This is a genomic window from Ruegeria sp. MALMAid1280, from assembly GCF_049195285.1.
Taxonomy (GTDB): Bacteria; Pseudomonadota; Alphaproteobacteria; order Rhodobacterales; family Rhodobacteraceae; genus Ruegeria.
In genome coordinates this window covers 55,066-77,237 of the sequence record NZ_JBMIRT010000038.1, presented here as the reverse complement: position 1 = coordinate 77,237, position 22,172 = coordinate 55,066, and the positions used below count along the sequence as shown (strand labels likewise).

Here is a 22,172-nt window from a genome sequence, read left to right as displayed (position 1 = left end):
CCTAGATGTTGTGGTTTCCTGAAGCACAACCCCAAGAATGCGAACGGGGCCGCCTTGCGACCCCGTTAGGTTGAGTATCCACAGATTCGTTACAGAATCACACCCAGGGGCGGGCCTGGCCTGCGTGATCCTCGAATTTGTCGATGTGATGGTCTTTTTCCATCGTCAGGCCGATATCGTCCAGACCGTTCAGCAGGCAGTGCTTGCGGTGCGGGTCGATGTCGAACTCGATCACGACGCCATCCGAGGTGGTGATCTGCTGATCTTCCAGATGCACGGTCATGCGGGCGTTTTCGCCCTTGTGCGCGTCCTCCATCAGGATCGCGTGATGCTCCTCTCCGACCACGATGGGCAGGATGCCGTTCTTGAAGCAGTTGTTGAAGAAGATGTCGGCAAAGCTGGTCGAGATCACCACCTTGATGCCGAAATCCTTGATCGCCCAGGGCGCGTGTTCGCGCGATGAGCCGCAACCGAAATTGTCGCCCGCGACCAGAATCTCGGTATTGCGATACGCGGGTTTGTTCAGAACGAAATCCTCGTTCTCACCGCCATGGTCGTGATAGCGCATCTCGTCAAACAGCACGACGCCTAGGCCGGACCGTTTGATGGTTTTCAGGTGCACTTTCGGGATGATCATATCGGTATCGATATTGATCAGCGGCATTGGGGCGGCCACCCCGTGAACTTTTTCGAACTTTTCCATCTCTACACTCCTGCGGGAGAGGGCCGCGCCCATGCCCCGCGTTTAAGCTTCTTTCGTTTCGCCTTTGGGTGCGTTCTTGACGAAGAACGCCATGAAGATCAGGCCGAACCCGTTGAACAACATCTCGATGCCCAGCAGGATACCCAGCAGGCTCAGCAAAGCCGCCGGTTCTGCCGCCGCATATGACCAGATGATACCGGCCAGCACGATCGACAAGATGCCCGAAATCAGCGTGGGCCAGAAAAACTGCGTTCCTTTCATCTGGAACGACAGAATGACCCGCGCGATGCCGCCCGCCATGAACAGGATCAGCATCACGGTCGCCAGCGTCAGCGTGCCCTGCAGCGGGTGATCCAGAAAGGACCAGCCCAGAAACAGCATCACCGCACCCATGACAAGTGACAGAATCTTGTTGCCGGTGCCTTCAACCGTGAAGCCACCCACAAATTGCAGCGCGCCTGAGATCAGCAGCAACACACCGGTTACCACCGTCACGGCGATTGACGCCACAACTGGCGCGCCCAGTACAAAGATACCGAACGCGATAGACAGAAGCCCCAGCAGGAGCCATTTGACCCAGTCACTCATGTTTTCAATCCCTCAAATATCTAGATATGAGGGGAGTTTACATCAATTCACGAACGTCTGTCAGCCGTCCTGTGATTGCCGCTGCGGCAGCCATTGCCGGGCTCAGCAGGTGGGTGCGCCCACCGCGACCCTGACGGCCTTCGAAGTTGCGGTTCGAGGTCGCGGCACAACGTTCGCCCGGTTGCAACTGATCGGGGTTCATCGCCAGGCACATCGAGCATCCCGCCAGACGCCATTCGAAACCGGCATCCTTGAATATCTCGGCCAGACCTTCTTCTTCGGCCTGTGCCCGCACCAGACCCGAGCCCGGCACGACCATGGCGCGCAGACCGTCCTTGATCTTTTTGCCCTTCAGAATCTCAGCCGCAGCGCGCAGGTCTTCGATACGGCCGTTGGTGCACGAGCCGATAAAGACGGTGTCGATTTCCACATCGCTCAGCTTTTGGCCAGCTTCCAGACCCATATATTCGATCGAGCGGCGGGCGGCGTCGACCTTGCCACCGTCGAAATCTTCCGGGTTCGGGACGGTTGCGGTGATCGGCAGCACGTCCTCGGGGCTGGTGCCCCATGTGACGACCGGTGCGATGTCTTCGCCGCGCAGGGTGATGACCTTGTCGAAATGCGCGTCGTCATCGGTAAACAGCGTTTTCCACCACGCCAAAGCCGCTTCCCACTGGGCACCTTTCGGCGCGTGCGGGCGGCCTTTGACATAGTCATAGGTGGTTTCGTCCGGCGCGATCAGGCCAGCGCGGGCGCCGCCTTCGATGGCCATGTTGCAGACGGTCATGCGGCCTTCCATCGACAGATCGCGGATCGCTTCGCCGCAATATTCGATGACATAGCCGGTGCCGCCAGCGGTGCCGGTCTCGCCGATCACGGCCAGAGTGATATCCTTGGCGGTCACGCCCGGCTGCAATTTGCCGGTGATTTCCACCTTCATGTTCTTGGATTTCTTCTGGATCAGGGTCTGGGTGGCCAGAACGTGCTCGACCTCAGACGTACCGATGCCGTGGGCCAGAGCGCCAAAGGCGCCGTGGGTGGCGGTGTGGCTGTCACCGCAGACAACGGTCATGCCGGGCAGGGTCCAGCCTTGTTCTGGGCCAACAATGTGGACGATGCCCTGACGGACGTCATGCACCGGGTAATAGTGAATGCCGAAATCTTTGGCATTCTTGTCCAGCGCCTCGACCTGAATGCGCGATTCCGGGTTTTCGATCCCGTTCACACGGTCCGGCGTGGTCGGCACGTTGTGATCCGGAACAGCGATGGTCTTTTCCGGCGCGCGCACCTTGCGGCCCGCCATGCGCAGGCCTTCGAAGGCCTGCGGGCTGGTGACTTCGTGCACCAGATGGCGGTCGATATACAGCAGGCAGGTGCCATCATCGGCTTCGTGCGCGACATGGGCATCCCAGATTTTGTCATAGAGTGTTTTGGGGGACATCGGTCCTCTCCCGTTCTTAAATGAGAAATAGCTGGCGAGTGGCTGGGCGCCGCTTATAGGCGCGCCAGAACCGTGCGGGCGGCCCCAAAGAACCGTTCACGCAGGCGCGTGCGGTCTTGCAACGTCGGTGCTGGGGCCAGGGTGAGTCTCATGCGCACCAGATATATCGCGTCTGGCCGTCAATCAAGGTTCAATCCCCGACAGGCTTGCATCGTGCGGAAACGCTGTCCAAGCTGGGGTCATGAATCAGGACCTGATCCCCAGCTCGCTGTCGGACCTCTATAAAAACATGGTCGCGGGCTTTTCCGTGCAATTCGAAAACCTTGTCGAACTGGTCGTCACGCCCGGCTGGCGCCAGCACCAGCTGGTCATCATTCTGGGCCTGTGGGCACTGGCCTATGTTGTGAAACTTGCGACACAAGGCCGATGGGAGGCCTGGGCCCGCGCCCGCGAAGGTTGGCCGAAATGGCGGTTGCGGATTCTGGTGCAGCTGATGCAGCGCCTGACGCTGGTCTATTTCGTGCTGCTGTCATGGGCGCTGTATCTGTTGATGCAGCAGATCACATGGCCCTCGCGCAGCTATATCATCGGGGTTGTGGCGACCTTGGCGCTGGCGTGGCTGGCGATTGCGCTGGTGGCGCGGCTGGTGCGCAACCGGACCCTGCGGCGCATCTTTAAATGGGCAATGTGGGTCTATGCAACGCTTGTTGCCCTGAACCTGACCGATGACGTGGCCGAGTTTCTGGACGGCGTGGCGATTTCCATTGGCGATCTGCACATCTCGGCGCTGGGGATTCTCAAGGCAACGCTGCTGATCGGTATCCTGCTGACGCTGGCCCGCGTCGGCACCCGCGCCGCAGAACGGGGGCTGATGAGCAATGACGACATCACCCCGTCGATGCAGGTGCTGCTGGCCAAGGGCATTCAGGTGTTGCTGTATGGCGCGGTCTTTCTGGCCGCTATCCGCACGCTGGGGTTCGATCTGACGGGGATTGCGCTGCTATCAGGTGCAATCGGTGTGGGGATCGGTTTTGGCCTGCAAAAGGTGGTGTCAAACCTGATCTCGGGGATCATCATCCTGATGGACCGGTCAATCAAGCCGGGCGATGTGATCTCGCTGGGGGATACGTTCGGCTGGATCAACGCGCTGGGTGCGCGCTATGTCTCGGTGGTCACGCGGGACGGGCGGGAATATCTGATCCCGAACGAGGATCTGATCACCAATCAGGTGGTGAACTGGTCGCATTCGGACAAGTTCGTGCGGTTGGATCTGGAATTTGGCACCAGCTATGACGACGACCCGCATCTTGTCCGTGCAACCGCCATAAAGGCGGTCAAAACCGTGACGCGGGTGCTGAGCGGCGGGTCCCATGAGCCGGTCTGCCATATCACCGGATTCGGCGACAGCAGTGTCGATTATGTGCTGCGGTTCTGGATCAGCGATCCGACCAAGGGGCTGACCAATATTCGCGGCAATGTCTACCTTGCCCTGTGGGATGCCTTTAAGGCGGAAAACATCTCGATCCCCTTCCCGCAGCGCGAGGTTCGGCTGTTATCCGACAGCGCAGACGCGCAACAGGTCGCCAAAGAGTGACCGCCCGTGCGCCCCGCGCAGCGGCCTTTCATTGAAATGTTGCATTCCCCTTGTTACCTTATTAGTACCCCTGCGCCGGGGTTTGGCGGCGCGCAGCAAAGGAGGACTATGTCCTGTCTCTACATACCCAGGCGGGTTTGCCCGCCGATGACGGGGCCGGTGTAATGGCCCACTCTCAGTCAATCAGCGACAAGCTGCTTGAACGTATCCTTTCCTCACTTTCCGATGACAAGGCCGAAGACATCGTGCAGATCAACCTGCAAGGTAAGTCTTCTGTTGCGGATCATATGGTGATTGCCTCGGGTCGCTCGACCCGTCAGGTCGCTGCCATGGCGGAAAAGCTGACGGATCGCATCAAGCAGGAATTCGGTTTCACCTCGAAGGTCGAAGGCAAGGAAGCCGGCGACTGGGTGCTGATCGATACGGGCGACGTGATCGTCCATATCTTCCGCCCCGAAGTGCGTGAATTCTACCAGCTGGAAAAGATGTGGCTGCCCCAGGGCGGCAGCGCCTCAGCCAACTGAGGCGCCATCCCGGCCTGCATTAACAGGCCGGAGGCGAGAGAAATATGCGTATAAGCATTTGTGCGGTTGGGCGATTGCGCGCCGGACCGGAGAAGACCCTGCTTGACGATTACCTGACCCGATTTGACCGGACCGGCCGCGCGCTGGGCCTTGGTCCTGCTAAGGTGATCGAGGTCGAAGACAAGAAAAACGCCGGCATGGGCGCAGAATCTTCGCTGCTGCGCAAGACCCTGCCCAAAGGTGCTGTGATCTGCACGCTGGATGAGCGCGGGCGGGTGATGTCGTCGCCCGATTTTGCCAAAAAGCTGGGCGGCTGGCGCGAAGCCGGGCGGCAGGATCTGGCACTGATTATTGGCGGCGCTGACGGAATAGACCCTGATCTGCGGGCCGAGGCCGATTTTTCCATCTCATTCGGGGCGATGGTCTGGCCGCATATGCTGGTCCGTGTGATGCTGGCCGAGCAACTTTACCGGGCCGCAACAATCCTGTCGGGCGGTCCCTATCACCGGGTCTGACATGGCGCAGCTTCTGATCGTTTACCATTCCCGTACCGGCGGGGCCCGGCAGATGGCCGAAGCGGCGGCTGAGGCTGCGCGCGATGAGGCTGAGACCATTCTGAAATCCGCCGATCAGGCCGGACCTGACGATCTGCTGCGCGCCGATGGCTATATCTTCTGCGCGCCCGAGAATCTGGCGGCGATTTCGGGCCTGATGAAAGAATTTTTCGACCGCAGCTACTATCCCGTGCTGGGTCAGATCGAAGGCCGCCCCTATGCGCAGATGGTCTGTGCCGGATCTGATGGGGAAAACGCGGCGCGCCAGATGGCCCGGATTGCCACCGGCTGGCGGTTGAAAGAGGTACAGCCGCCCCTGATCATCTGCACCCACGCCCAATCGCCCGAGGCGATCTTGGCGCAAAAGACCATTCCTGATGATCAGCTTGATCAATGTCGCGAAATAGGCGCCGCCTTGGCCGCAGGTCTGAGCCTGGGTGTGTTCTGACCCTCAGTTCAGATCAACAACCGTGGTGCCGTCGTTCCAGCCATCCACGTTGCACCGCGCCTGCACCTGCACCTGCGTAGCACCCTCGGGGATCACCAAACCACTGAGTGAGCGGGTAAAAGGCTGCTCGGTCTCATGCGGATGGTGCAGCACGCGCATGCCCAGCTCATTGCCGTCCATGTCCAATACGCGCCACCCGTCAGCGTAATGGTCCCAGCCGGTATCCGGGTGGCGGATCGTGACGTCAAAGCGCCACGTATCACCGCTGCGGCTGGCCGAGACATTCTCGATCTCGGCAGGATCGGCAATGGCGGGTGCGGCCAGAACGGCGCTGAGAATCAGATATCGCATCAGGTGACCATACGGGGTGACGCGTGGCGGCGTCATCACGAGTCTGTGTTGGGCGGCAGGGTCAACAGCGCTGACCGGGAATGGGACGCGAATTCGCGCCGGTACAAAACGCCCAGAGTGATGACCGTGCCGAGTATCAGGGCGAGCGGGCCCAAAATCCACGCCAACGAAGCCAGCGCAAAATAGGTGACACGCAGACCGCGATTGAAACTGCGCGCAGCGGTGACGCAAATTTCGGCCGCTTGCGCGGCACGGGGATAGGCTCGCGGGTCTTCGGGGTCGTTCGGGACGGCAGCCATCAGCACCGCGCAATAGCCAAACAGCCGATGCGCCCAGACATATTTCAGGAACGCGTTGGCCAGAAACAGGATCACCAATAGAATCTTGATCTCCCACACCAACGCCGGGGCGCTGCCGATGGCCAGATCGCTGGCGACTCCGGCCAGCCGTTCGGTGTTTCCCAACAGCGCCAGCCCGCCCCCGATGGCAATCATGGTGGTTGACGCAAAGAATGTGCTGCCTTGCCGCATCGCCGCCACGACCTGCGCGTCAAACATCCGAGGTTGCCGCGTGACCATCTCATGCATCCAGCTGCGCCGGAAGTCGTCCATCATCATCGCGACCGATAGTTTGTTCGGTGCGGGATGCTCGATCCGCCAGCCGATCCATTGCCATGCGCCCAGCAACAGCAGTACGGCAGCATAATCCAGTGATGAGAACAAAAGGGCGCGGTCGATCCATGTCATGGCGGCGACAGTAGGGCCAGAGATAGCAACTTGCCAGATGGGTAAATTGGTAATATTATTTTACCAAACAAAGGATCTGCGATGGAAATGCCCCGGCCAAATCCCGAAATCCTGGCGCGCAAGCAGGCCGTGCTGTCGCGCCTGTTGCAGGTGTTGCCTGTGGATGCCGTGATCCACGACCCGGCTGAAACCCGCGCCTATGAATGTGACGCGCTGACCGCTTATCGTTGTCCGCCGATGCTGGCGGTGCTGCCGTCGAATACGCAAGAGGTCTCGGACGTGCTGCGCATCTGCCATGAGGAAGGCGTTCCGGTGGTGCCGCGCGGTTCGGGCACGTCGTTGGCGGGTGGGGCGCTGCCCACCGCGGATTGTGTGATTCTGGGCGTCGCCCGGATGAATGAGGTGCTGGAGACCGACTATGACAACCGCTTCATCCGCGTTCAGACCGGCCGCACCAACCTGAGCGTGACCGGCGCGGTCGAGGAAGAGGATTTTTTCTATGCGCCCGACCCGTCCTCGCAACTGGCCTGCGCGATTGCGGGGAATATCGCGATGAACTCGGGCGGGGCGCATTGTCTGAAATACGGCGTGACCACCAACAACCTGCTGGGCGTGAAAATGGTGATGATGGATGGCAGCGTGGTCGAGATCGGCGGTGCGTATCTGGACGCAGGCGGGCTGGACTTGCTGGGCGTCATCTGTGGGTCCGAAGGGCAGTTGGGCGTGGTGACCGAGGCGACGCTGCGCATCCTGCGCAAGCCCGAGGGGGCGCGGCCCGTTCTCATGGGGTTCGATGACAATGAGGTTGCGGGCCAATGCGTGTCCGACATCATCAAATCGGGAATATTGCCGGTGGCGATCGAATTCATGGACACGCTTTGCATCAAGGCCTGCGAGAACTTCGCCCATGCAGGTTATCCGGATTGCCACGCGCTGTTGATTGTCGAGGTCGAAGGCTCCGAGGCCGAGATCGACTATCAACTGTCGAAAATCATCGAGATCGCCAGGCGCCACAACCCGGTGGAACTGCGCGAAAGCCAATCGGCCGAGGAAAGCGCCAAGATTTGGCTGGGGCGCAAATCGGCCTTTGGTGCGATGGGTCAGATGAACGACTACATGTGTCTGGATGGGACGATCCCGGTGTCTTCGCTGCCTAAAGTCCTGCGGCGGATCGGTGAACTGAGCGCGGAGTACGGCCTGCCCGTGGGCAACGTGTTCCATGCAGGTGACGGCAATATGCACCCGCTGATCCTGTTCGATGCCAACAAACCCGGCGATCTGGAAAAATGTGAGGCGTTCGGGGCCGATATCCTGAAACTCTGTGTCGATGTGGGCGGATGCCTGACCGGTGAGCATGGCGTGGGCATCGAAAAGCGGGACCTGATGTCCCATCAATACACGCCTGCGGACCTTGAAGCGCAGATGGCCGTCAAGGATGTGTTCGATCCCAAATGGCTGCTGAACCCTGCCAAGGTGTTTCCTCTGGATGCGTCCGAATCCCGCCGGGATGTACGGATTGCTGCAGAATAACGGGCTCTAACAAAGAAGATTTGAGATGAAACCTGAGACAGAGGCCGAACTGGCCGAGATGGTGGCCGGGCTGAGCGAACCGGTGCGTATTGTCGGCGGCGGTACACGCGGGGTGAATGGGCCGGGGGCGGTGCTTGAGACCTCGGGGCTGGGCGGAATAACCCTCTATGAGCCCGGCGCGCTGACCCTGGTGGCGCAAGCAGGCACGCCCGTGGCTGAGATTGAGGCCGCTTTGGAGGCCGAAGGGCAGCAATTGGCGTTTGAACCGATGGACCATCGCGGGCTGCTGGGTACCAGCGGGACGCCGACCATTGGCGGTGTTGTGGCCGCCAATATCTCGGGCCCGCGCCGTATTCAGGCCGGGGCCTGCCGGGATTTCCTGCTGGGCGTGCGCTATGTCGATGGCATGGGGCAGGTGATCAAAAATGGCGGTCGAGTGATGAAGAACGTGACCGGCTACGATCTGGTCAAGCTGATGGCCGGGTCTTGGGGCACGCTTGGGGTTCTGACCGAGGTGTCGCTTAAGGTGCTGCCCAAGCCCGAGGCCGTTGCGACCCTTGCCGTTCACGTCACGAGTGCCGGGGATGTGATACAGGCCCTGTCTGCCGCACTGAAATCGCCGTTCGAAGTCAGTGGGGCCGCTTTTGATCCGCAGGTCGGACGGGCTTTGTTGCGGGTTGAAGGGTTCTCGGATTCGGTGACTTACCGGACAGATCAACTGAAATCCACGCTGTCGGCGTTTGGCGAGGCTACTGAGGTCTCGGATCCGGCTGAACTGTGGCAGGGCCTGCGCGATGTCACGCCATTTCACGGGCAGGCGGGTGATGTCTGGCGGATTTCGGTCAAGCCAACCGATGCGCCTGAAATCTTGACCCGGCTTGAGGCGGATCAGACCCTGTTGGATTGGGGTGGCGGTCTGATCTGGGCGCGCGTTCCCAAAGGTACCGATCCGCGTGCTCGGTTGGGCGCATTCCAGGGTCACGCGACGCTGGTGCGCGCAGAGGCTGAGACTGCTGCAGTATTGGGCCGGTTTCAGCCTGAATCTATAGGTGTTCAGGCTCTAACAAGGGACTTACGGGCGCGTTTTGATCCTCGCGGTGTCCTTAATCCGGGGCTGATGGGGTAAGCCGATGCAGACGACTTTCACGGAAAAACAGTTGCAGGACCCGGCGATAAAGCGTTCGAATGAGATCCTGCGCAGCTGTGTGCATTGCGGGTTTTGCACCGCCACATGCCCGACCTATCAGGTGTTGGGGGATGAACTGGACAGTCCGCGCGGGCGTATCTACCTGATCAAGGATATGCTGGAAAACGAGCGCGTGCCCGATGAAAAGACCGTCAAGCATATCGATCGTTGCCTGTCCTGTCTGGCTTGCATGACGACCTGCCCCTCGGGCGTGCATTACATGCATCTGGTCGACCACGCGCGGGAATATATCGAGGCCAACTACAAACGCCCCCTGACGGATCGCGCGCTGCGCTGGGTGTTGGCGCAGATTCTGCCCTATCCGATGCGGTTCCGCTGGGCGCTGATCGGGGCCAAGCTGGGCCGGCCGTTCCGGTTCCTGATGCCCGACGCCCGGCTGCGGGCGATGCTGGATATGGCGCCGAAACATATCCCTCCGGTCAGCCGCAATGATGACCCGCAGAGTTTTGCGCCCAAGGGGCCGCGTACCAAGCGGGTGGCGCTGATGACGGGATGTGCGCAAAGGGCGCTGAACACCGATATCAATGACGCGACGATCCGCCTGTTCACCCGGTTGGGGTGTGAGGTCGTGGTGGCCGAAGGCGCCGGGTGCTGTGGTGCGCTGACCCATCACATGGGCAAGGTGCAAGACAGCCACAAAGCGGCCAAAGCCAATATCAGAGCCTGGGTAGCCGAGATGGAGGGCGACGGTCTGGACGCCATCGTCATCAACACCTCGGGTTGCGGCACCACCGTCAAGGACTATGGGCATATGTTCCGCAATGACCCGCTGGCCGAGGATGCAGCGCGGGTGTCGGGCATTGCGATGGATATCAGCGAGCTGCTGGTGCAGTTGGACCTGCCCGAAGGCGCTGACAAGGGCCTGACCGTCGCCTACCATGCGGCCTGTTCCCTGCAGCACGGGCAAAAGATCAAATCCCAGCCCAAGGATTTGCTGAAACGGGCCGGTTTCGCCGTGTTAGAGCCTGTTGACAGCCATTTGTGCTGTGGCAGCGCAGGAACGTATAACCTGATGCAGCCTGAAATCTCGGACCGGTTGAAGCAGCGCAAGGTCAGAACGCTTGAGGCGAAGAACCCCGATGTGATCGCTGCAGGCAATATCGGCTGCATGATGCAGATCGGTTCCGGCACTGATGTTCCGGTTCTGCACACGGTCGAGCTGTTGGACTGGGCGACAGGCGGCCCCAAGCCGAGGGGCCTGCAAACCGGCCAGGTGCCCCAGGCCCCGATCCTCAGATAGGCGCGGATGATGCAGCGGTGCATCAGGTTCCGGGGGAAAGCACTTCCGATGCAACCGCCCTATTTTCGCCCCACCAGCACCGTAGGAAGGTAAGCTGACAGAAACGTCGGAGAACCGCTTGCGAAACTGGATCAGGGCAATCGCGCTGGCATTGATGCCGATGGCCGCCGCGGCGCAGGACAGCGGGCTGAAAAGCCTGGACACTACCGATGCCGGGCGGGCGTGGATGGCTGTGGGCCGTCTGGACATCAACGGTGCGGGGTTCTGCACCGGCACGCTGATCTCACCAACTTTGGTTCTGACCGCCGCCCATTGCCTGTTCGACAAAGCGACCGGTCGGCGGATCGATCTGTCCGAGGTCGAGTTTCTGGCCGCGTGGCGTCTGGGCCGGGCCTCGGCTTACCGGGCGGCGCGGCAGGCGGTGATACACCCGGACTACCATTATAGCCGTGAGACCCCGACGGCGCGGCTGGCCAATGACATCGCTCTGATCGAGCTGTGGCAACCGATCCGCAATACCACCGTTATTCCCTTTGAAACCGGCGACCGGCCGCACCGGGGCGCCGAGGTGGGCGTGGTGTCTTACGCGCGGGACCGGGCCGAGGCGCCGTCGTTGCAAGAGGTTTGCTCGGTCATGACCCGCCGGTCCGATGTGCTGGTGATGTCCTGCGACGTCGAGTTCGGCGCGTCCGGTGCGCCGGTGTTTTCCTTTGACGGCGACCGTCCGCGCATCGTGTCGGTGGTGGCCGCCAAGGCGGAATTCAACGGCCAGCGGGTCTCGGTCGGCACAGCGGTCGAGGGGTCATTGCCTCTGTTGCAGGCCGAACTGTCGGCCGGTCGCGGATTTCTGGCCGACACACCCAATGGAGCGCGCAACAGGAATATTGGCGCGAGGTTCATCAAACCGTGACACGACTTCTTCTGAGCGCCCTGTTGGGCTTGTCGGTCCTGGCCACCGCGTCCCACGCCCAAAGCAGCAAGCGTGAGCTGACCGACCGCGAGGACCTGTTCGGCTGGGAAGCCATTGGCCGTCTGGACTTTGGCACGCGCGGATTCTGCACGGGTACGCTGATTGCGCAGGATCTGGTTCTGACCGCTGCGCATTGCGCGTTCGACAAGAAGACGGGCAAGACCTATACCCCGGGCGAGGTGACGTTCCGGGCCGGTCTGAGCTATGGCAAATCGCTGGCCGACCGCGACATTGTCCAGATCGCGGTGCATCCGGATTACCTCAACCACCCCGAGCTTTCGGCCGCGTCCGTGCGGGCAGATGTTGCCCTGATGCGGCTGGAACAGCCCATTCCCTATTCCGTGGCCGATCCCTTTGTGCTGTTCAACGGCGGCGTGGTGGGAAAAGAGGTCAGTCTCGCCTCATACGGGCGCGGCCGGTCCGAGGCGATTACGCGCGAACGGTCCTGCAACATTCTGCAAAGACGGCAGGGGTTGATCACCTTCAACTGCGACATCACCTTTGGGTCGTCCGGGTCGGCGTTGCTGGCCCGGAACGGCCCGCGCTGGCAGATTCTGTCGGTTGTGTCCTCGGTCGGAACCGACGGGCGGCAAAAGGTCGGGTTCGGGATGGAACTGGCTGGAATCATTTCGGAACTCAAGGCCGATCTGCGCCGCGATGCACCCAAACCCAAGGCTGCGATCCGGCGGTTGCAGGTGGGGTCGGGCAAGGCAAATTCCGGTGCCAAATTCATCTCGTCCGGCGGGTCTTGAACTCGGTCAGACAGCTTCCCATGTGATTTGTACCGGGTCGCCGCAAACGGGGCCCGGCAGACTGAACCGCCCGTCCGAACGGAGGGCAAAACACAGATCGCTCAGACATGAGGATATGACATATGCGTACGTTTGATTTTGCACCGCTGCACCGCGCCACCATTGGGTTCGACCAGATCGCCGACATGATGGATCGCGTCCTGACCAATGACGTGGCCCAACCCAGCTATCCGCCTTACAACATTGAAAAAACCGATGTCGACACCTATCGCATCTCGGTCGCTGTCGCCGGTTTTTCCGAACAGGACCTGTCGGTCGAAGTGAAGGAAAACGCGCTGATCGTTGCCGGCAAGAAAGCCGCCGAGGACAAAGAGCGCAGCTACCTGCACCGTGGCATCGCCACCCGCGCGTTCGAGCGCCGCTTTGCGTTGGCCGATCATGTCCGTGTCACCGGCGCGAGCCATGAAAACGGCATGCTGAACATCGACCTGAAACGCGAGGTGCCCGAGGCCCTGAAACCGCGCCGGATCGAGATTTCTTCGGCCCAGGCCATCGAAAAGGATGTGTTCGACGCCAAAGCCGTGAACTGAGGCCGTTGACCCCAAAGCGACAGTCCCGCCTCTCTGGACTGTCGCAGACTGCACGCCCCGCGCACCTCCAGGCGCGGGGCGTTGTTTGTTAGAGGTTGAGTCCAGAGTTTTCTGAGTAACTGGTATTCTCTTGGGCGCAATTTCTAATGGCTTCCAGAAGCTCTTTTGCATCCGCAATGTACTCAAAAACTATCGGTGCAGTTATCCGTCCCCACAAAACAGGTTGCCCGGGATGAGCCAGCCCAAGCCCAAACGGCTGCACTTGATCTTCCGACAGCAAAACACCGATTTGAAGCGATGGATAAGGGCGGCTTTCTATCATTTCATATGGATACGCAGCGCTGTGTGGGCAAGAGATGACGTATATCCGGTTACCCAACCGCCAGTTCCTGCCACGACGGCATATGATGGATCGCTTGTTTGATAAGAAGTAAGCTAGATTTTGAAGGACATACTGCCTTTGGGCGGCCGTGCCGAATGAAATTCCCAGAAAAACGATCGTAACAACTGTGTATGTTACGTACGCATCCACACGGCCTAAGTTGCCACGAGCTTCAATAAACGGGATCGTGCTCCACATTGCGAGAGCTCCGAGCAATAAGCAAAGGTGCAGCAGCCGTTCGGCACCGACTGGTTGAAAGAATTTTTGTCCGTACTCCGGGTGACCGGACCAGATCAGGCGTTCATCAGGAAGAATGATCTCGCTTAAATCCGAATGATCAATGACGTCTATTGTTGGGTTGTACATTTCTGTTTTGTCTTCAATCGGCTTTCGTATCTTTCCATGCGCAAACCACAAAGGGAAGCCCGCCCGTTTCCGAGCGATGCTTCCAAGTTCATCTTTAATCTGTCTAATTCCCAGCCGTCACTGACCCGATCGACCAGAACATCGTCTCGCCCGAGGCATCGTCGACGCCATCATTGTCCGTCCGGCGTGATGCCTTCAAGGCCCAGCTTCTGCGCCGGGTTGCCGTCCTGGCAGTGGATGCGGATCACGTCGACGATGCGGGCTGGGGTCGATCTAGAAGATCGAGGGCTGGAAGCCGTAGAAGCTGTCGTTGACTGAGTAGATCATACCGTCTTCATCCGCGACCAGACCGGACGGAGCCCCCATCCGATCAGCTCATCCGCGCCCTCCGAGGTCAAATGCGGGTAAGCAGCGGGGGCGTCCTGATGCTCAAAAATCGACACATGCGCCCGTGGACCGCCATCTTCGATCAGGTCATTTTCATTGGCGGAGATCAACAGGTTGCGCTCGGGGATCACCACATAACCCTCCGGACCAAAACCCGAAGGCACCAGCTGTTTCAGAACCGGATTCGCCGGATCGGTGCCGTTTTGGTAAACAACCGCCCAGTCCTTGTGGAAGATCGTCCAGCCGCGCGAGCAGCCCAGGTAGTCACCTTCGTTGGCGGTGGCAAAGTGATTATCGTCGATCTATTTCACCGCATCAGGCTGGCGCTGGCGGCCCGGCTGGCTGTCGGTAAAGATCAGCGCCCCACGCTCATCGGTGGCATCGATACCGTCCAGTCCAACCGCCCCGTCGGGCAGGCTGATCTTGGTCGATATCGCGGGCAAGGTGTAAACCAGCGTCATGCCATCTGCGATCGCCGCGATGATCTCGGGCGAGGTCTCGCGGATTGTATCCGCCCCCTCGGTCATGTTCTTGAAGACCGGGAAAGACGCAATTCGGTTGAAATTCATATCTGCCACGGCCTGACAGGCGGTCAGGGCAAGGGCAGATGTCAGGCAGACGGCCGAACGACATCTGTGGATTCCCTCTCTCAGTTGGATGTGAGAGGGGAAGGACCGGGACCAACGCGGTGTGGGGCAGTTTGGCATCAGTTTTGCGACAAACGCAGCCACCACCGGAATGGTGGCCGGTTGCGATCAGACCGACATGCAGATGTATTTCATCTCGAGGTAATCCTCCATGCCGTGATGGCTGCCTTCGCGGCCCAGACCGGATTGCTTGACGCCGCCGAACGGCCCCAGTTCGGTCGAGATGATGCCGGTGTTCACACCAACGATGCCATATTCCAAAGCCTCGGCCACCTTGTAAACGCGGCTCAGGTCCTTGGCATAGAAATACGAAGCCAGGCCAAAGATCGTGTCATTGGCCATGGCGATCACGTCATCCTCATCCTCGAACTTGAACAGCGGGGCCAGCGGGCCAAAGGTTTCTTCCTGTGCGACTTTCATCTCTTGCGTGACGCCGGTGACGATGGTGGGCTGAAAGAAGGTGCCGCCCAGATCATGCGGCAGGCCGCCGGTCAGGACGACGCCGCCTTTTTCGGTGGCATCTGTGATGTGTTCGCGCACTTTGGCCACGGCCTCATCACTGATCAGCGGGCCGGTGGTGATGCCCTGAGTCAGGCCATCGCCGACCTGCAGTGCCTCGGTTGCGGCCTTCAGCTTGGCGGCGAAGGCGTCATAGACACCGGCCTGAACATAGATGCGGTTGGCGCAGACACAAGTTTGACCGTTGTTACGGAATTTACACAGCATCGCGCCTTCGACGGCCGCATCCAGATCGGCATCGTCGAACACGATGAAGGGTGCGTTGCCGCCCAGCTCCATCGAGCATTTCATCACCTGATCGGCGGCCTGCCGCAGCAGAATTCGCCCCACCTCGGTCGAGCCGGTAAAGGTCAGTTTCCGCACGCCGGGGTTTTCGCAGAACTCCTTGCCGATCTCGCTGGAGCGCGACGAGGGCACGACGTTGAACACACCCGCGGGCACACCGGCTTGTTCGGCCAGAAACGCCAGAACCAGCGCCGACAGCGGGGTTTCCGCCGCCGGACGGGCAACAAAGGCACAGCCCGCCGCCAAAGCGGGGGCGGCCTTGCGGGTGATCATCGCGTTGGGGAAGTTCCACGGCGTGATCGAGGCCGCCACCCCGATGGGTTGTTTCAGAACGGTGATCCGCTTGTCGCGTTGGTGGCCGGGAATGGTCTCGCCATAAACCCGCTTGGCCTCTTCGCCGAAGAACTCGATGAACGAGGCGCCATAGCCGATCTCGCCAACGGCTTCGGCCAGCGGCTTGCCCTGTTCTGCGGTCAGGATCTTGCCCAGATCCTCGGCGTTTTCCATCATCAGATCGAACCAGCGGCGTAGGATCGCCGCGCGTTCCTTGCCGGTCAGCCTGGCCCAGTCCTTTTGCGCCGCCTCGGCCTGCGCAATGGCCCCTGCCACCTGCGCTCGGCTCAGATCGGCGACCTCGGCCACAACATCGCCGCGGGCCGGGTTGGTCACGGCAAAGGTGCCGTTGTCGCCATCCACCCAACTCCCGCCGATATAGGCTTTGGTCACCAGCAGATCGGGGCTTTTCAGGATCGATTTCAGGTCGGTTTTTGCGTCCAGCATGGGTCGGCCTCCGGCAGGAAAAGGGTTCGCGTGCACCCAATCAGTTGGGGTCTGGATTGTCTATGTCCACTGTGCCCCGCGGATCAATCCAGATTTGATCAAAAGGGTGAAATTGCAGATGTCCAACAGATCGCAATCGGCGGCATCATGGCGCTATCTTTTTTGTGATGAGTTTGCCAAAGTCTGGATGAATTTTGGACCCGAGGGGATGTAAACCATCGTAACATTCCCTATCTTTTGGGTAATTAAAGAAAAAAGGGGATAGCAGAGATGTCGAACCAGCAATTCGAAGCGTTGATTCAGGAAACGCAGACCAAAGTGCGGGAAAGCCAGTCGCAGATCGAGGGGCTGACGAGCCGGATCGAAGCTGCGCGCGCCAAAATCGGCACGGCCGAGGCGGATATCGACATCGAAAACGCGACGCTGGAAGACGTGCACGCCCATACCGAGGTGATGAACGCCAACATCGCCGAGCTGATCATGGGGCTGGACGATGTCACCAACGCGTTTTCCAAGGATTTCGACGAGATGCGCTCGAAAACCGGGTGGGAGAGCTTTGTCGGCATTTTCGCCAAGGCCAAATCCGAGTCGATGCGGCAAGAGCGGATGCGCACCGCCAATATTGACGACAAGCTGCAGGACCTGATCGCCAAATCCGACGTCATCGTAAAACTGCTGGAAGGGCAATTGTCGGTGCTGGAAGAACAGCGGGTGAAGGTCGAAGACAATCTGAGCGGCACGCTTGACGACCGTGAGGCCACCGTGGCCGAGCTGGAGGCTCTGCGCGCCGAGATTCAGGGCATGGACCCGACCATCATCACGCTGGAAAACAAGATCAGCGTCGAACAGGACGCCGCCGCGCGCACTCAGTTGGAGACCGAACTGGCCGAGCTGAACAAGCAATACAACGCCAAGGTTCAGGAAGAGCAGGTCAAGCTGGCCAAGTCGCAAACGCTGGAGCGCTATATCGAAAAGGGTAAAACCTGGGTCGACTCGCTACAGAACCAGGCGGCGACGCAGATGGTGCTGATCAACAAGCTGCAGACAGACACGCAACAGCGCGTGGTGCTGTATGACGCCCTGACCAAATCGCTGAAAACCGCGCAGCAGCAGGACGTGGCCCACCGCATCAACGAGATCGGCGTGCAGACGGATCAAGAGGCGCAAACCGCCATGGCCGCCATCGGCACCGCGACCAACCAGAAAATGGCCGACATGCTTGAGGCGCATGAGGACCACATGGTCTTTGCCCGCGATGTGCTGGAGAAAAAGGCCAAGGCGGACGAACGCTTTGCCCGCCGGTTTGCCTCGATTGTCGAGAAGCATGATAAGAATTTGTATGGAGGGTGAGGTAGAGGGTCGGAAGCCGATATGAAAACGACTACTCTATTGTTCGCAACGGTCTTGTCACTGACCGGACTAACCTGCTTGATTATTGGTTTCGCGACTTACCAATCTGCGGGAACAGTCAATTGGCAGCTCATTCAGATCGTATCTGCCATCGGGCTAGCAATGCCAATTTTAGCATGGCTTTGGGTTTGGTTGTTCAATGTGTTCCTGCCATTGTTTCTGTGGGTTTTCTGGAAGTATCTAAGTCTGTTTGAGTGGATACTAGGGATCAAACTCGGAACTTGGTTCGGCAAACAAATTCTTGGCGATCCTATGGCAAAGCACAGCGAAAGAGGGAAATGGCCTTTTTTGCATCGTGAAGTAGCACAAGCTTTGGAACGCGAAAGAGCTTATGACTGACCCCACCCAAGACCATGTCGGTCTGACCGACACTTTCGCCTCGCGCCGCTATTTTCGCAAATTCGAGGTAATCACCGTCCACCTCCTGCGCGTGGCCGCGACGATGGAGGCTGAGGGCGCGATCAGCAAGCAAGAGGTGCGGATCGTATCGCGTTACCTCTCGGGGCTGCTCTACACCTTCCGCGCGCTTTCCATGAAATACCTGCTGGTTGGGCGCGATACGGGACGGTTCTTTGGCAGCCTTGCCATGGACAAGCGCGACAGCGGGTTTCCGGTGGCGGCCGAGTTGCTGACCATGGCCAATGACGCGCAGCAGGCGCAGGTGCATCTGGCGAATATGCCCTCGGAAGATGATCTGAAATCCGACATGGTGCGGACGATCATCAGCGACCGGGAAATCCCCACCAAGCTGCAATTCGCGCTGTCGCAAAGGCTCTATTACGAGGAATTGCTGAAAGGTCAGCTGTTCTGGGCCCGCAATGATCCCGAGTGCCACTGGATCGGCAACGAAGGCGAGCGGCGCAGGTTCATGATCCACTGGGCGGTCTATGACAGCCAGATCAACCTGCCGGTCATCTACCTGTTGCAGCTTGAAGACAGCGGTAAGACGGCCCTGCCCAAAGACCAGCGCCGCTGGCCCGAGGTGCAGGCGCATCTGATGGCGCAGTCTTTGGGTGGGTTGAAACTGGTGACGATTGCCAAGGGCTTCGATCAGGATTTCGACGACCTGCACCCCAAACATCTGCGCCGCATCCACGTGGGGCCGATGTATTCCTCGGCCTATACCGAGCAATCCGGCCCGCTGCGGCAGGTTCTGGAGGACGCGCAATCTCCGCAAGGGCAGGATTGGGCTTTGGCCTGGACCACAGAGGAGTTGGAAAGCGAAGAGGTGATCGAAGAGCGCGCCGGGTGGTTCTCGACCGTCGAGCGCGAGGTTTTTGCGTTGGACCCGTTCGGCGGGCAAGGGGCCGAAACCGGGGCTACGCGCACCCAAAGGTCGATCATTCTGCCTCAGCGCCCGTTTCAGGTGCTGGCCGAGCGCAACCCGCCGGGCTTTGCCGATGTGCGCAAGTTCGTGGTCAGTAAGAGCGGGCAGGTGTTGAGGTATTAAGGTTTTCGCCTCCCCTAACGGACCCATTCCGGGTCCCGTCGGGCAACGCAACGAGAGTATTTTTGAAAAGATGAAGCAAGGGCGGTTATTGAGATGAGTTTGACGTCAGATCAGATGGAATTGCGCGAGGCGGATATTCGCAAACACTATCCGGCGGCGACTGCCATGCTGAACGGGTTTGAACATGCGCCGCGGATTGCCAAGGTGGTTGAGGCGGCGGTTGAGCGGTCGCCGGGCGTATCCACGGGGCGCCGATTCCGGTCCACGACGCCGGGATTGGTGACGCGGCGCACTGCGCGGGCTGACGGGGTGCACCTGGTCGAGCGGATCGAGGCCTCGGATGACGGCGATGCGCTGGTCTCGCCGCCGCAGGCCACCACGCAGCAGGCCATTCGCCGCGCCATTGCAATTGCTCTGGCTGTGGCCGAGGCTTATGCAGAGCAGACCCCGTTGGCCGACCTGAAGCGCGCCAATCTGGCCGGGGACTTGCCTGCTGCCCGAAAGTCCGAGTTTTCGGGATTACTGACGGCCGAAGCTCTGATCACATCGCACACGTTTGGCAATGCACTGGCCTATCTGGTGTCCTCGCATCTGGGTGAAACGACGGTGGACATTGGGGAGATCGAAGAGGTTCTGACTGACAATGGCCAACTCGCCCTGCACGGGGCGCTGTGGGAGCTGGACCAGACCCTTGCCAAACACGCCCCCGACGACGCGCATCTGATCGCCGCCACCAGCGCCTATGCCGAGCAACTGATGGAGAAGGCCGCCCTGCGTGCGCAATCCGCAGGCCATCTGGCCCCGTTCCAGAACGCCGCCTGGCATATCGAGGCCGACGACCTGACGATCCGGGGTTTTGAGCCGGCATCGAAGGCCAAATCCACCACCCTGACCATGACGTTCAAGAAACCGAACGAGGTGGTGGGTAACCATATCGCCAAATACCAGGCGATGAAGCTTGCCAAGATGGTGATGGCTTATGATTTCGACCGCCGCCTGAACCCGTTTGCCGAGCTTGGCGGGTTCATCTTTACCTTCATGGGCGACGGCAAGCCGGGCACCGGCAAGACCACCCTGATCCAGATGATGGCCGGGCTGATCAACGATTACTGCCAGAACGCGGGCTATCCGTTCCGCTATCAGAACCTGAGCACCGACAATATCGACAGCTATCAGGGCAAGTCCGGCCAGAACGCCAAGGCGTTTATCAACACGATCATCGACCCCTCGGTCATAGGCTTCGGCACCATCGACGATATCGACCAGTTGGCGGGCAAACGTGGTGACCGGCAGTCATCAGCCGGACAACTGGAAATCACCGCCGTGCTGATGGAGAGCTTTGCGGGCGCCAACACCGTCGTGCGCGGCAATTGCACCTTTGGCATGTTCTCGAACTACCCCGAGAATGTGGACGACGCCCTGCGCCAGCGTGCAGGCGCGCGGTTCCTTGTCGACGGGCCGCAGACGCGCGAGGATTACATCGACATCCTGCACCTGCTGATGGGCCGCAACCACGACATACCCTTAGGCGAACACGACGCCTATGCCGCGCAGGAGATCAAAAAGGCCGTCGCCGCCAGTTTCGAAAGCCATTCCCGCCCGCATGAGGACGCCTTGCTGCAGGTCTATGACCGGGTCTCCGGCGAGATCGGCCAGATGGACACGATTGCCAAGCTGGGCACCTATCTCAAGGCGATCCAACAGGCGGATGAGCGCTTTACCGGCCGCGCGATCAAGAACATCACCGACGCGGTCAAGGTCCGCGCAATGGATTTCGAACTGCCTGACGAGTGGATGGAAAACCCCGACCTGTTCCTGTTCCGCGACTACGACACCAAGAAGGCCATGATCGAGGATCTGCGCCAGCCGATCACGGTCGAGATGGTGATGCAAGAGATCAACCGCTACGCCGACAGCGAATTCCGCTATGCCGACAAGAGCGACGAGGTCGCCATCGAGAATGCCGTCCGTGAGATGGGCCGGATGGAAGAGGCCAAGCGGCGGTATCTGGAGGGGAAAGGGTGAAGCACCTATGAAGCGGTTGAAACTCCAGTGGCAATCCATTCGTTCGGGCATTGCTAGCGAACATCCGTTGGAAGTCGGCAAGGCACTCACAAAGGTGTTTCTCACAATAGTCGTATTCTTGGCGCTTCTTCCTCAGCATACGGAGGCGGGCGGGTGGAACTTGAGACTATTCGCATTGCTAGTTTCACCCGCGAATGAGATCGGGGACACCTTTGCGGGCATCGCGGGTGTTTTAGCGTTTCTTTGGATTATCATAACTGTTTGGCTTCAGAGTCAGGAGCTTGCTGCGCAACGTGAAGAATTGCGCCTTACTAGGCTTGAAATGGGGGAACAGCGAAAAGCTACCCAGGATATGGCGCGCGCGATGAGTGCTCAGGCCGAAGCATCAGAGACCGTCCAGAAGCAGAGGTCGCAAAACGCAGCTAAGGATCTCTTAGACCAGTTGCTCGAAAACTTTGTGATTCATTGTCACGAGGGTAGTTTTGAGACTTGGCGATATCATCGTGTATCTGAGGACAAAAAAAACCGCCACTACTGGTCACAAAAGTGCGTTGCACCACGTTAATCCATCAGACCACAGTGTCGATAGATGTGTACAACAAATAGCGGGAAATTCGCTGCTCCAAATATCTGAAATTTTTCAATATTTTGAATGCGGTTTCATCATCGAATCACCTGAAGAT

General features: G+C 59.6%; 22 protein-coding genes and 1 pseudogene. 15 read left to right on the top strand and 8 right to left on the bottom strand.

From position 1 onward, the window contains the following. Window positions 1-97 precede the first annotated feature (97 nt). Genes leuD through leuC form a run of 3 tightly spaced genes read right to left on the bottom strand, consistent with a single transcriptional unit; the run spans window position 98 to window position 2,732 of the window. Entirely contained in the window at window positions 98-703 is a 606-nt protein-coding gene (gene leuD / locus ACOQFT_RS05220; protein WP_421596986.1) for a 3-isopropylmalate dehydratase small subunit, read from the bottom strand. A 42-nt stretch (window positions 704-745) separates the two neighbouring features. Then, window positions 746-1,291: an HdeD family acid-resistance protein gene (locus tag ACOQFT_RS05215; RefSeq protein WP_421596985.1), complete on the bottom strand. Its 546-nt coding sequence runs from the start codon at window positions 1,289-1,291 to the stop codon at window positions 746-748. Between the two features lie 37 nt (window positions 1,292-1,328). Next, window positions 1,329-2,732 (bottom strand): 3-isopropylmalate dehydratase large subunit, encoded by a 1,404-nt coding sequence (leuC, locus tag ACOQFT_RS05210; protein ID WP_421596984.1) that lies wholly within the window; start codon window positions 2,730-2,732, stop codon window positions 1,329-1,331. Window positions 2,733-2,973: 241 nt separating this feature from the next. Here leuC and ACOQFT_RS05205 point away from each other — a divergent pair, with 241 nt between their 5' ends. The 4 genes from ACOQFT_RS05205 to ACOQFT_RS05190 all read left to right on the top strand — a co-directional run bounded on the left by ACOQFT_RS05205 (window position 2,974) and on the right by ACOQFT_RS05190 (window position 5,852). Beyond that, a complete protein-coding gene (locus ACOQFT_RS05205; RefSeq protein ID WP_421596983.1) occupies window positions 2,974-4,326 on the top strand; it encodes a mechanosensitive ion channel family protein in 1,353 nt (450 codons plus the stop codon). A 164-nt stretch (window positions 4,327-4,490) separates the two neighbouring features. After that, window positions 4,491-4,850 carry a ribosome silencing factor gene (gene rsfS, locus ACOQFT_RS05200; RefSeq protein WP_421596982.1) on the top strand — a complete coding sequence of 120 codons (360 nt, stop codon included), beginning with the start codon at window positions 4,491-4,493 and terminating at the stop codon, window positions 4,848-4,850. 44 nt (window positions 4,851-4,894) lie between these two features. Further along, a complete protein-coding gene (gene rlmH / locus ACOQFT_RS05195) occupies window positions 4,895-5,365 on the top strand; it encodes a 23S rRNA (pseudouridine(1915)-N(3))-methyltransferase RlmH (protein WP_421596981.1) in 471 nt (156 codons plus the stop codon). A gap of 1 nt (window position 5,366) precedes the next feature. Next, complete coding sequence (locus tag ACOQFT_RS05190) at window positions 5,367-5,852, top strand: flavodoxin family protein (RefSeq protein WP_421596980.1); 486 nt, start codon at window positions 5,367-5,369, stop codon at window positions 5,850-5,852. Between the two features lie 3 nt (window positions 5,853-5,855). On the opposite strand, the gene ACOQFT_RS05185 is transcribed toward ACOQFT_RS05190, so the two are convergent. Together ACOQFT_RS05185 and ACOQFT_RS05180 are read right to left on the bottom strand one after the other, a co-directional pair. Continuing rightward, entirely contained in the window at window positions 5,856-6,203 is a 348-nt protein-coding gene (locus tag ACOQFT_RS05185) for a hypothetical protein (RefSeq protein WP_421596979.1), read from the bottom strand. Between the two features lie 35 nt (window positions 6,204-6,238). Then, window positions 6,239-6,949, bottom strand: a complete 711-nt coding sequence (locus tag ACOQFT_RS05180; RefSeq protein ID WP_421596978.1) for a DUF599 domain-containing protein — start codon at window positions 6,947-6,949, stop codon at window positions 6,239-6,241. An 81-nt stretch (window positions 6,950-7,030) separates the two neighbouring features. On the opposite strand from ACOQFT_RS05180, the gene ACOQFT_RS05175 reads away from it, so the two are divergent. From ACOQFT_RS05175 to ACOQFT_RS05150, 6 genes are all read left to right on the top strand, one after another. Further along, complete coding sequence (locus ACOQFT_RS05175; protein ID WP_421596977.1) at window positions 7,031-8,479, top strand: FAD-linked oxidase C-terminal domain-containing protein; 1,449 nt, start codon at window positions 7,031-7,033, stop codon at window positions 8,477-8,479. A gap of 25 nt (window positions 8,480-8,504) precedes the next feature. Next, a complete protein-coding gene (locus ACOQFT_RS05170) occupies window positions 8,505-9,605 on the top strand; it encodes an FAD-binding protein (RefSeq protein WP_421596975.1) in 1,101 nt (366 codons plus the stop codon). A 4-nt stretch (window positions 9,606-9,609) separates the two neighbouring features. After that, entirely contained in the window at window positions 9,610-10,926 is a 1,317-nt protein-coding gene (gene glcF, locus ACOQFT_RS05165) for a glycolate oxidase subunit GlcF (protein WP_421596974.1), read from the top strand. 118 nt (window positions 10,927-11,044) lie between these two features. Beyond that, window positions 11,045-11,836 carry a trypsin-like serine peptidase gene (locus ACOQFT_RS05160; RefSeq protein ID WP_421596973.1) on the top strand — a complete coding sequence of 264 codons (792 nt, stop codon included), beginning with the start codon at window positions 11,045-11,047 and terminating at the stop codon, window positions 11,834-11,836. Then, the gene (locus ACOQFT_RS05155; RefSeq protein WP_421596972.1) at window positions 11,833-12,648 is read left to right on the top strand and encodes a trypsin-like serine peptidase; all 816 of its coding nucleotides are present in this window, start codon (window positions 11,833-11,835) and stop codon (window positions 12,646-12,648) included. Before ACOQFT_RS05160 ends, ACOQFT_RS05155 begins: the two co-directional genes overlap by 4 nt. A 122-nt stretch (window positions 12,649-12,770) precedes the next feature. Next, window positions 12,771-13,238 (top strand): Hsp20 family protein, encoded by a 468-nt coding sequence (locus tag ACOQFT_RS05150; protein WP_421596971.1) that lies wholly within the window; start codon window positions 12,771-12,773, stop codon window positions 13,236-13,238. An 88-nt stretch (window positions 13,239-13,326) separates the two neighbouring features. On the opposite strand, the gene ACOQFT_RS05145 is transcribed toward ACOQFT_RS05150, so the two are convergent. From ACOQFT_RS05145 to ACOQFT_RS05135, 3 genes and pseudogenes are all read right to left on the bottom strand, one after another. Next, the gene (locus ACOQFT_RS05145) at window positions 13,327-13,986 is read right to left on the bottom strand and encodes a hypothetical protein (protein ID WP_421596970.1); all 660 of its coding nucleotides are present in this window, start codon (window positions 13,984-13,986) and stop codon (window positions 13,327-13,329) included. A 173-nt stretch (window positions 13,987-14,159) separates the two neighbouring features. Beyond that, window positions 14,160-15,014, bottom strand: a pseudogene (locus ACOQFT_RS05140) (hypothetical protein); the annotation flags it as partial. A gap of 114 nt (window positions 15,015-15,128) precedes the next feature. Further along, a complete protein-coding gene (locus ACOQFT_RS05135) occupies window positions 15,129-16,604 on the bottom strand; it encodes an NAD-dependent succinate-semialdehyde dehydrogenase (protein WP_421596969.1) in 1,476 nt (491 codons plus the stop codon). 270 nt (window positions 16,605-16,874) lie between these two features. Between ACOQFT_RS05135 and ACOQFT_RS05130 the strand changes: the two genes are divergently transcribed. From ACOQFT_RS05130 to ACOQFT_RS05110, 5 genes are all read left to right on the top strand, one after another. Continuing rightward, window positions 16,875-17,954 carry a hypothetical protein gene (locus tag ACOQFT_RS05130; protein ID WP_421596968.1) on the top strand — a complete coding sequence of 360 codons (1,080 nt, stop codon included), beginning with the start codon at window positions 16,875-16,877 and terminating at the stop codon, window positions 17,952-17,954. Window positions 17,955-17,975: 21 nt separating this feature from the next. Beyond that, window positions 17,976-18,353: a hypothetical protein gene (locus ACOQFT_RS05125; protein WP_421596967.1), complete on the top strand. Its 378-nt coding sequence runs from the start codon at window positions 17,976-17,978 to the stop codon at window positions 18,351-18,353. After that, window positions 18,346-19,464: a hypothetical protein gene (locus tag ACOQFT_RS05120; RefSeq protein WP_421596966.1), complete on the top strand. Its 1,119-nt coding sequence runs from the start codon at window positions 18,346-18,348 to the stop codon at window positions 19,462-19,464. Before ACOQFT_RS05125 ends, ACOQFT_RS05120 begins: the two co-directional genes overlap by 8 nt. 93 nt (window positions 19,465-19,557) lie before the next feature. Beyond that, window positions 19,558-21,489 carry an ATP-binding protein gene (locus ACOQFT_RS05115; RefSeq protein ID WP_421596965.1) on the top strand — a complete coding sequence of 644 codons (1,932 nt, stop codon included), beginning with the start codon at window positions 19,558-19,560 and terminating at the stop codon, window positions 21,487-21,489. Window positions 21,490-21,496: 7 nt separating this feature from the next. Next, a complete protein-coding gene (locus ACOQFT_RS05110; RefSeq protein ID WP_421596964.1) occupies window positions 21,497-22,054 on the top strand; it encodes a hypothetical protein in 558 nt (185 codons plus the stop codon). The last annotated feature ends 118 nt before the right edge of the window (window positions 22,055-22,172 follow it).

What these genes read in the sequence shown, in the direction of transcription:
- leuC (WP_421596984.1), bottom strand. Translation starts at nt 2,732, where the DNA reads ATGTCCCCCAAAACACTCTATGACAAAATCTGGGATGCCCATGTCGCG.
- ACOQFT_RS05125 (WP_421596967.1), top strand. Translation starts at nt 17,976, where the DNA reads ATGAAAACGACTACTCTATTGTTCGCAACGGTCTTGTCACTGACCGGA.
- ACOQFT_RS05135 (WP_421596969.1), bottom strand. Translation starts at nt 16,604, where the DNA reads ATGCTGGACGCAAAAACCGACCTGAAATCGATCCTGAAAAGCCCCGAT.
- ACOQFT_RS05185 (WP_421596979.1), bottom strand. Translation starts at nt 6,203, where the DNA reads ATGCGATATCTGATTCTCAGCGCCGTTCTGGCCGCACCCGCCATTGCC.
- ACOQFT_RS05175 (WP_421596977.1), top strand. Translation starts at nt 7,031, where the DNA reads ATGGAAATGCCCCGGCCAAATCCCGAAATCCTGGCGCGCAAGCAGGCC.
- ACOQFT_RS05190 (WP_421596980.1), top strand. Translation starts at nt 5,367, where the DNA reads ATGGCGCAGCTTCTGATCGTTTACCATTCCCGTACCGGCGGGGCCCGG.
- ACOQFT_RS05145 (WP_421596970.1), bottom strand. Translation starts at nt 13,986, where the DNA reads ATGTACAACCCAACAATAGACGTCATTGATCATTCGGATTTAAGCGAG.
- rlmH (WP_421596981.1), top strand. Translation starts at nt 4,895, where the DNA reads ATGCGTATAAGCATTTGTGCGGTTGGGCGATTGCGCGCCGGACCGGAG.
- glcF (WP_421596974.1), top strand. Translation starts at nt 9,610, where the DNA reads ATGCAGACGACTTTCACGGAAAAACAGTTGCAGGACCCGGCGATAAAG.
- ACOQFT_RS05130 (WP_421596968.1), top strand. Translation starts at nt 16,875, where the DNA reads ATGTCGAACCAGCAATTCGAAGCGTTGATTCAGGAAACGCAGACCAAA.
- rsfS (WP_421596982.1), top strand. Translation starts at nt 4,491, where the DNA reads ATGGCCCACTCTCAGTCAATCAGCGACAAGCTGCTTGAACGTATCCTT.
- ACOQFT_RS05170 (WP_421596975.1), top strand. Translation starts at nt 8,505, where the DNA reads ATGAAACCTGAGACAGAGGCCGAACTGGCCGAGATGGTGGCCGGGCTG.
- ACOQFT_RS05205 (WP_421596983.1), top strand. Translation starts at nt 2,974, where the DNA reads ATGAATCAGGACCTGATCCCCAGCTCGCTGTCGGACCTCTATAAAAAC.
- ACOQFT_RS05215 (WP_421596985.1), bottom strand. Translation starts at nt 1,291, where the DNA reads ATGAGTGACTGGGTCAAATGGCTCCTGCTGGGGCTTCTGTCTATCGCG.
- ACOQFT_RS05110 (WP_421596964.1), top strand. Translation starts at nt 21,497, where the DNA reads ATGAAGCGGTTGAAACTCCAGTGGCAATCCATTCGTTCGGGCATTGCT.
- ACOQFT_RS05150 (WP_421596971.1), top strand. Translation starts at nt 12,771, where the DNA reads ATGCGTACGTTTGATTTTGCACCGCTGCACCGCGCCACCATTGGGTTC.
- ACOQFT_RS05115 (WP_421596965.1), top strand. Translation starts at nt 19,558, where the DNA reads ATGAGTTTGACGTCAGATCAGATGGAATTGCGCGAGGCGGATATTCGC.
- ACOQFT_RS05120 (WP_421596966.1), top strand. Translation starts at nt 18,346, where the DNA reads ATGACTGACCCCACCCAAGACCATGTCGGTCTGACCGACACTTTCGCC.
- leuD (WP_421596986.1), bottom strand. Translation starts at nt 703, where the DNA reads ATGGAAAAGTTCGAAAAAGTTCACGGGGTGGCCGCCCCAATGCCGCTG.
- ACOQFT_RS05180 (WP_421596978.1), bottom strand. Translation starts at nt 6,949, where the DNA reads ATGACATGGATCGACCGCGCCCTTTTGTTCTCATCACTGGATTATGCT.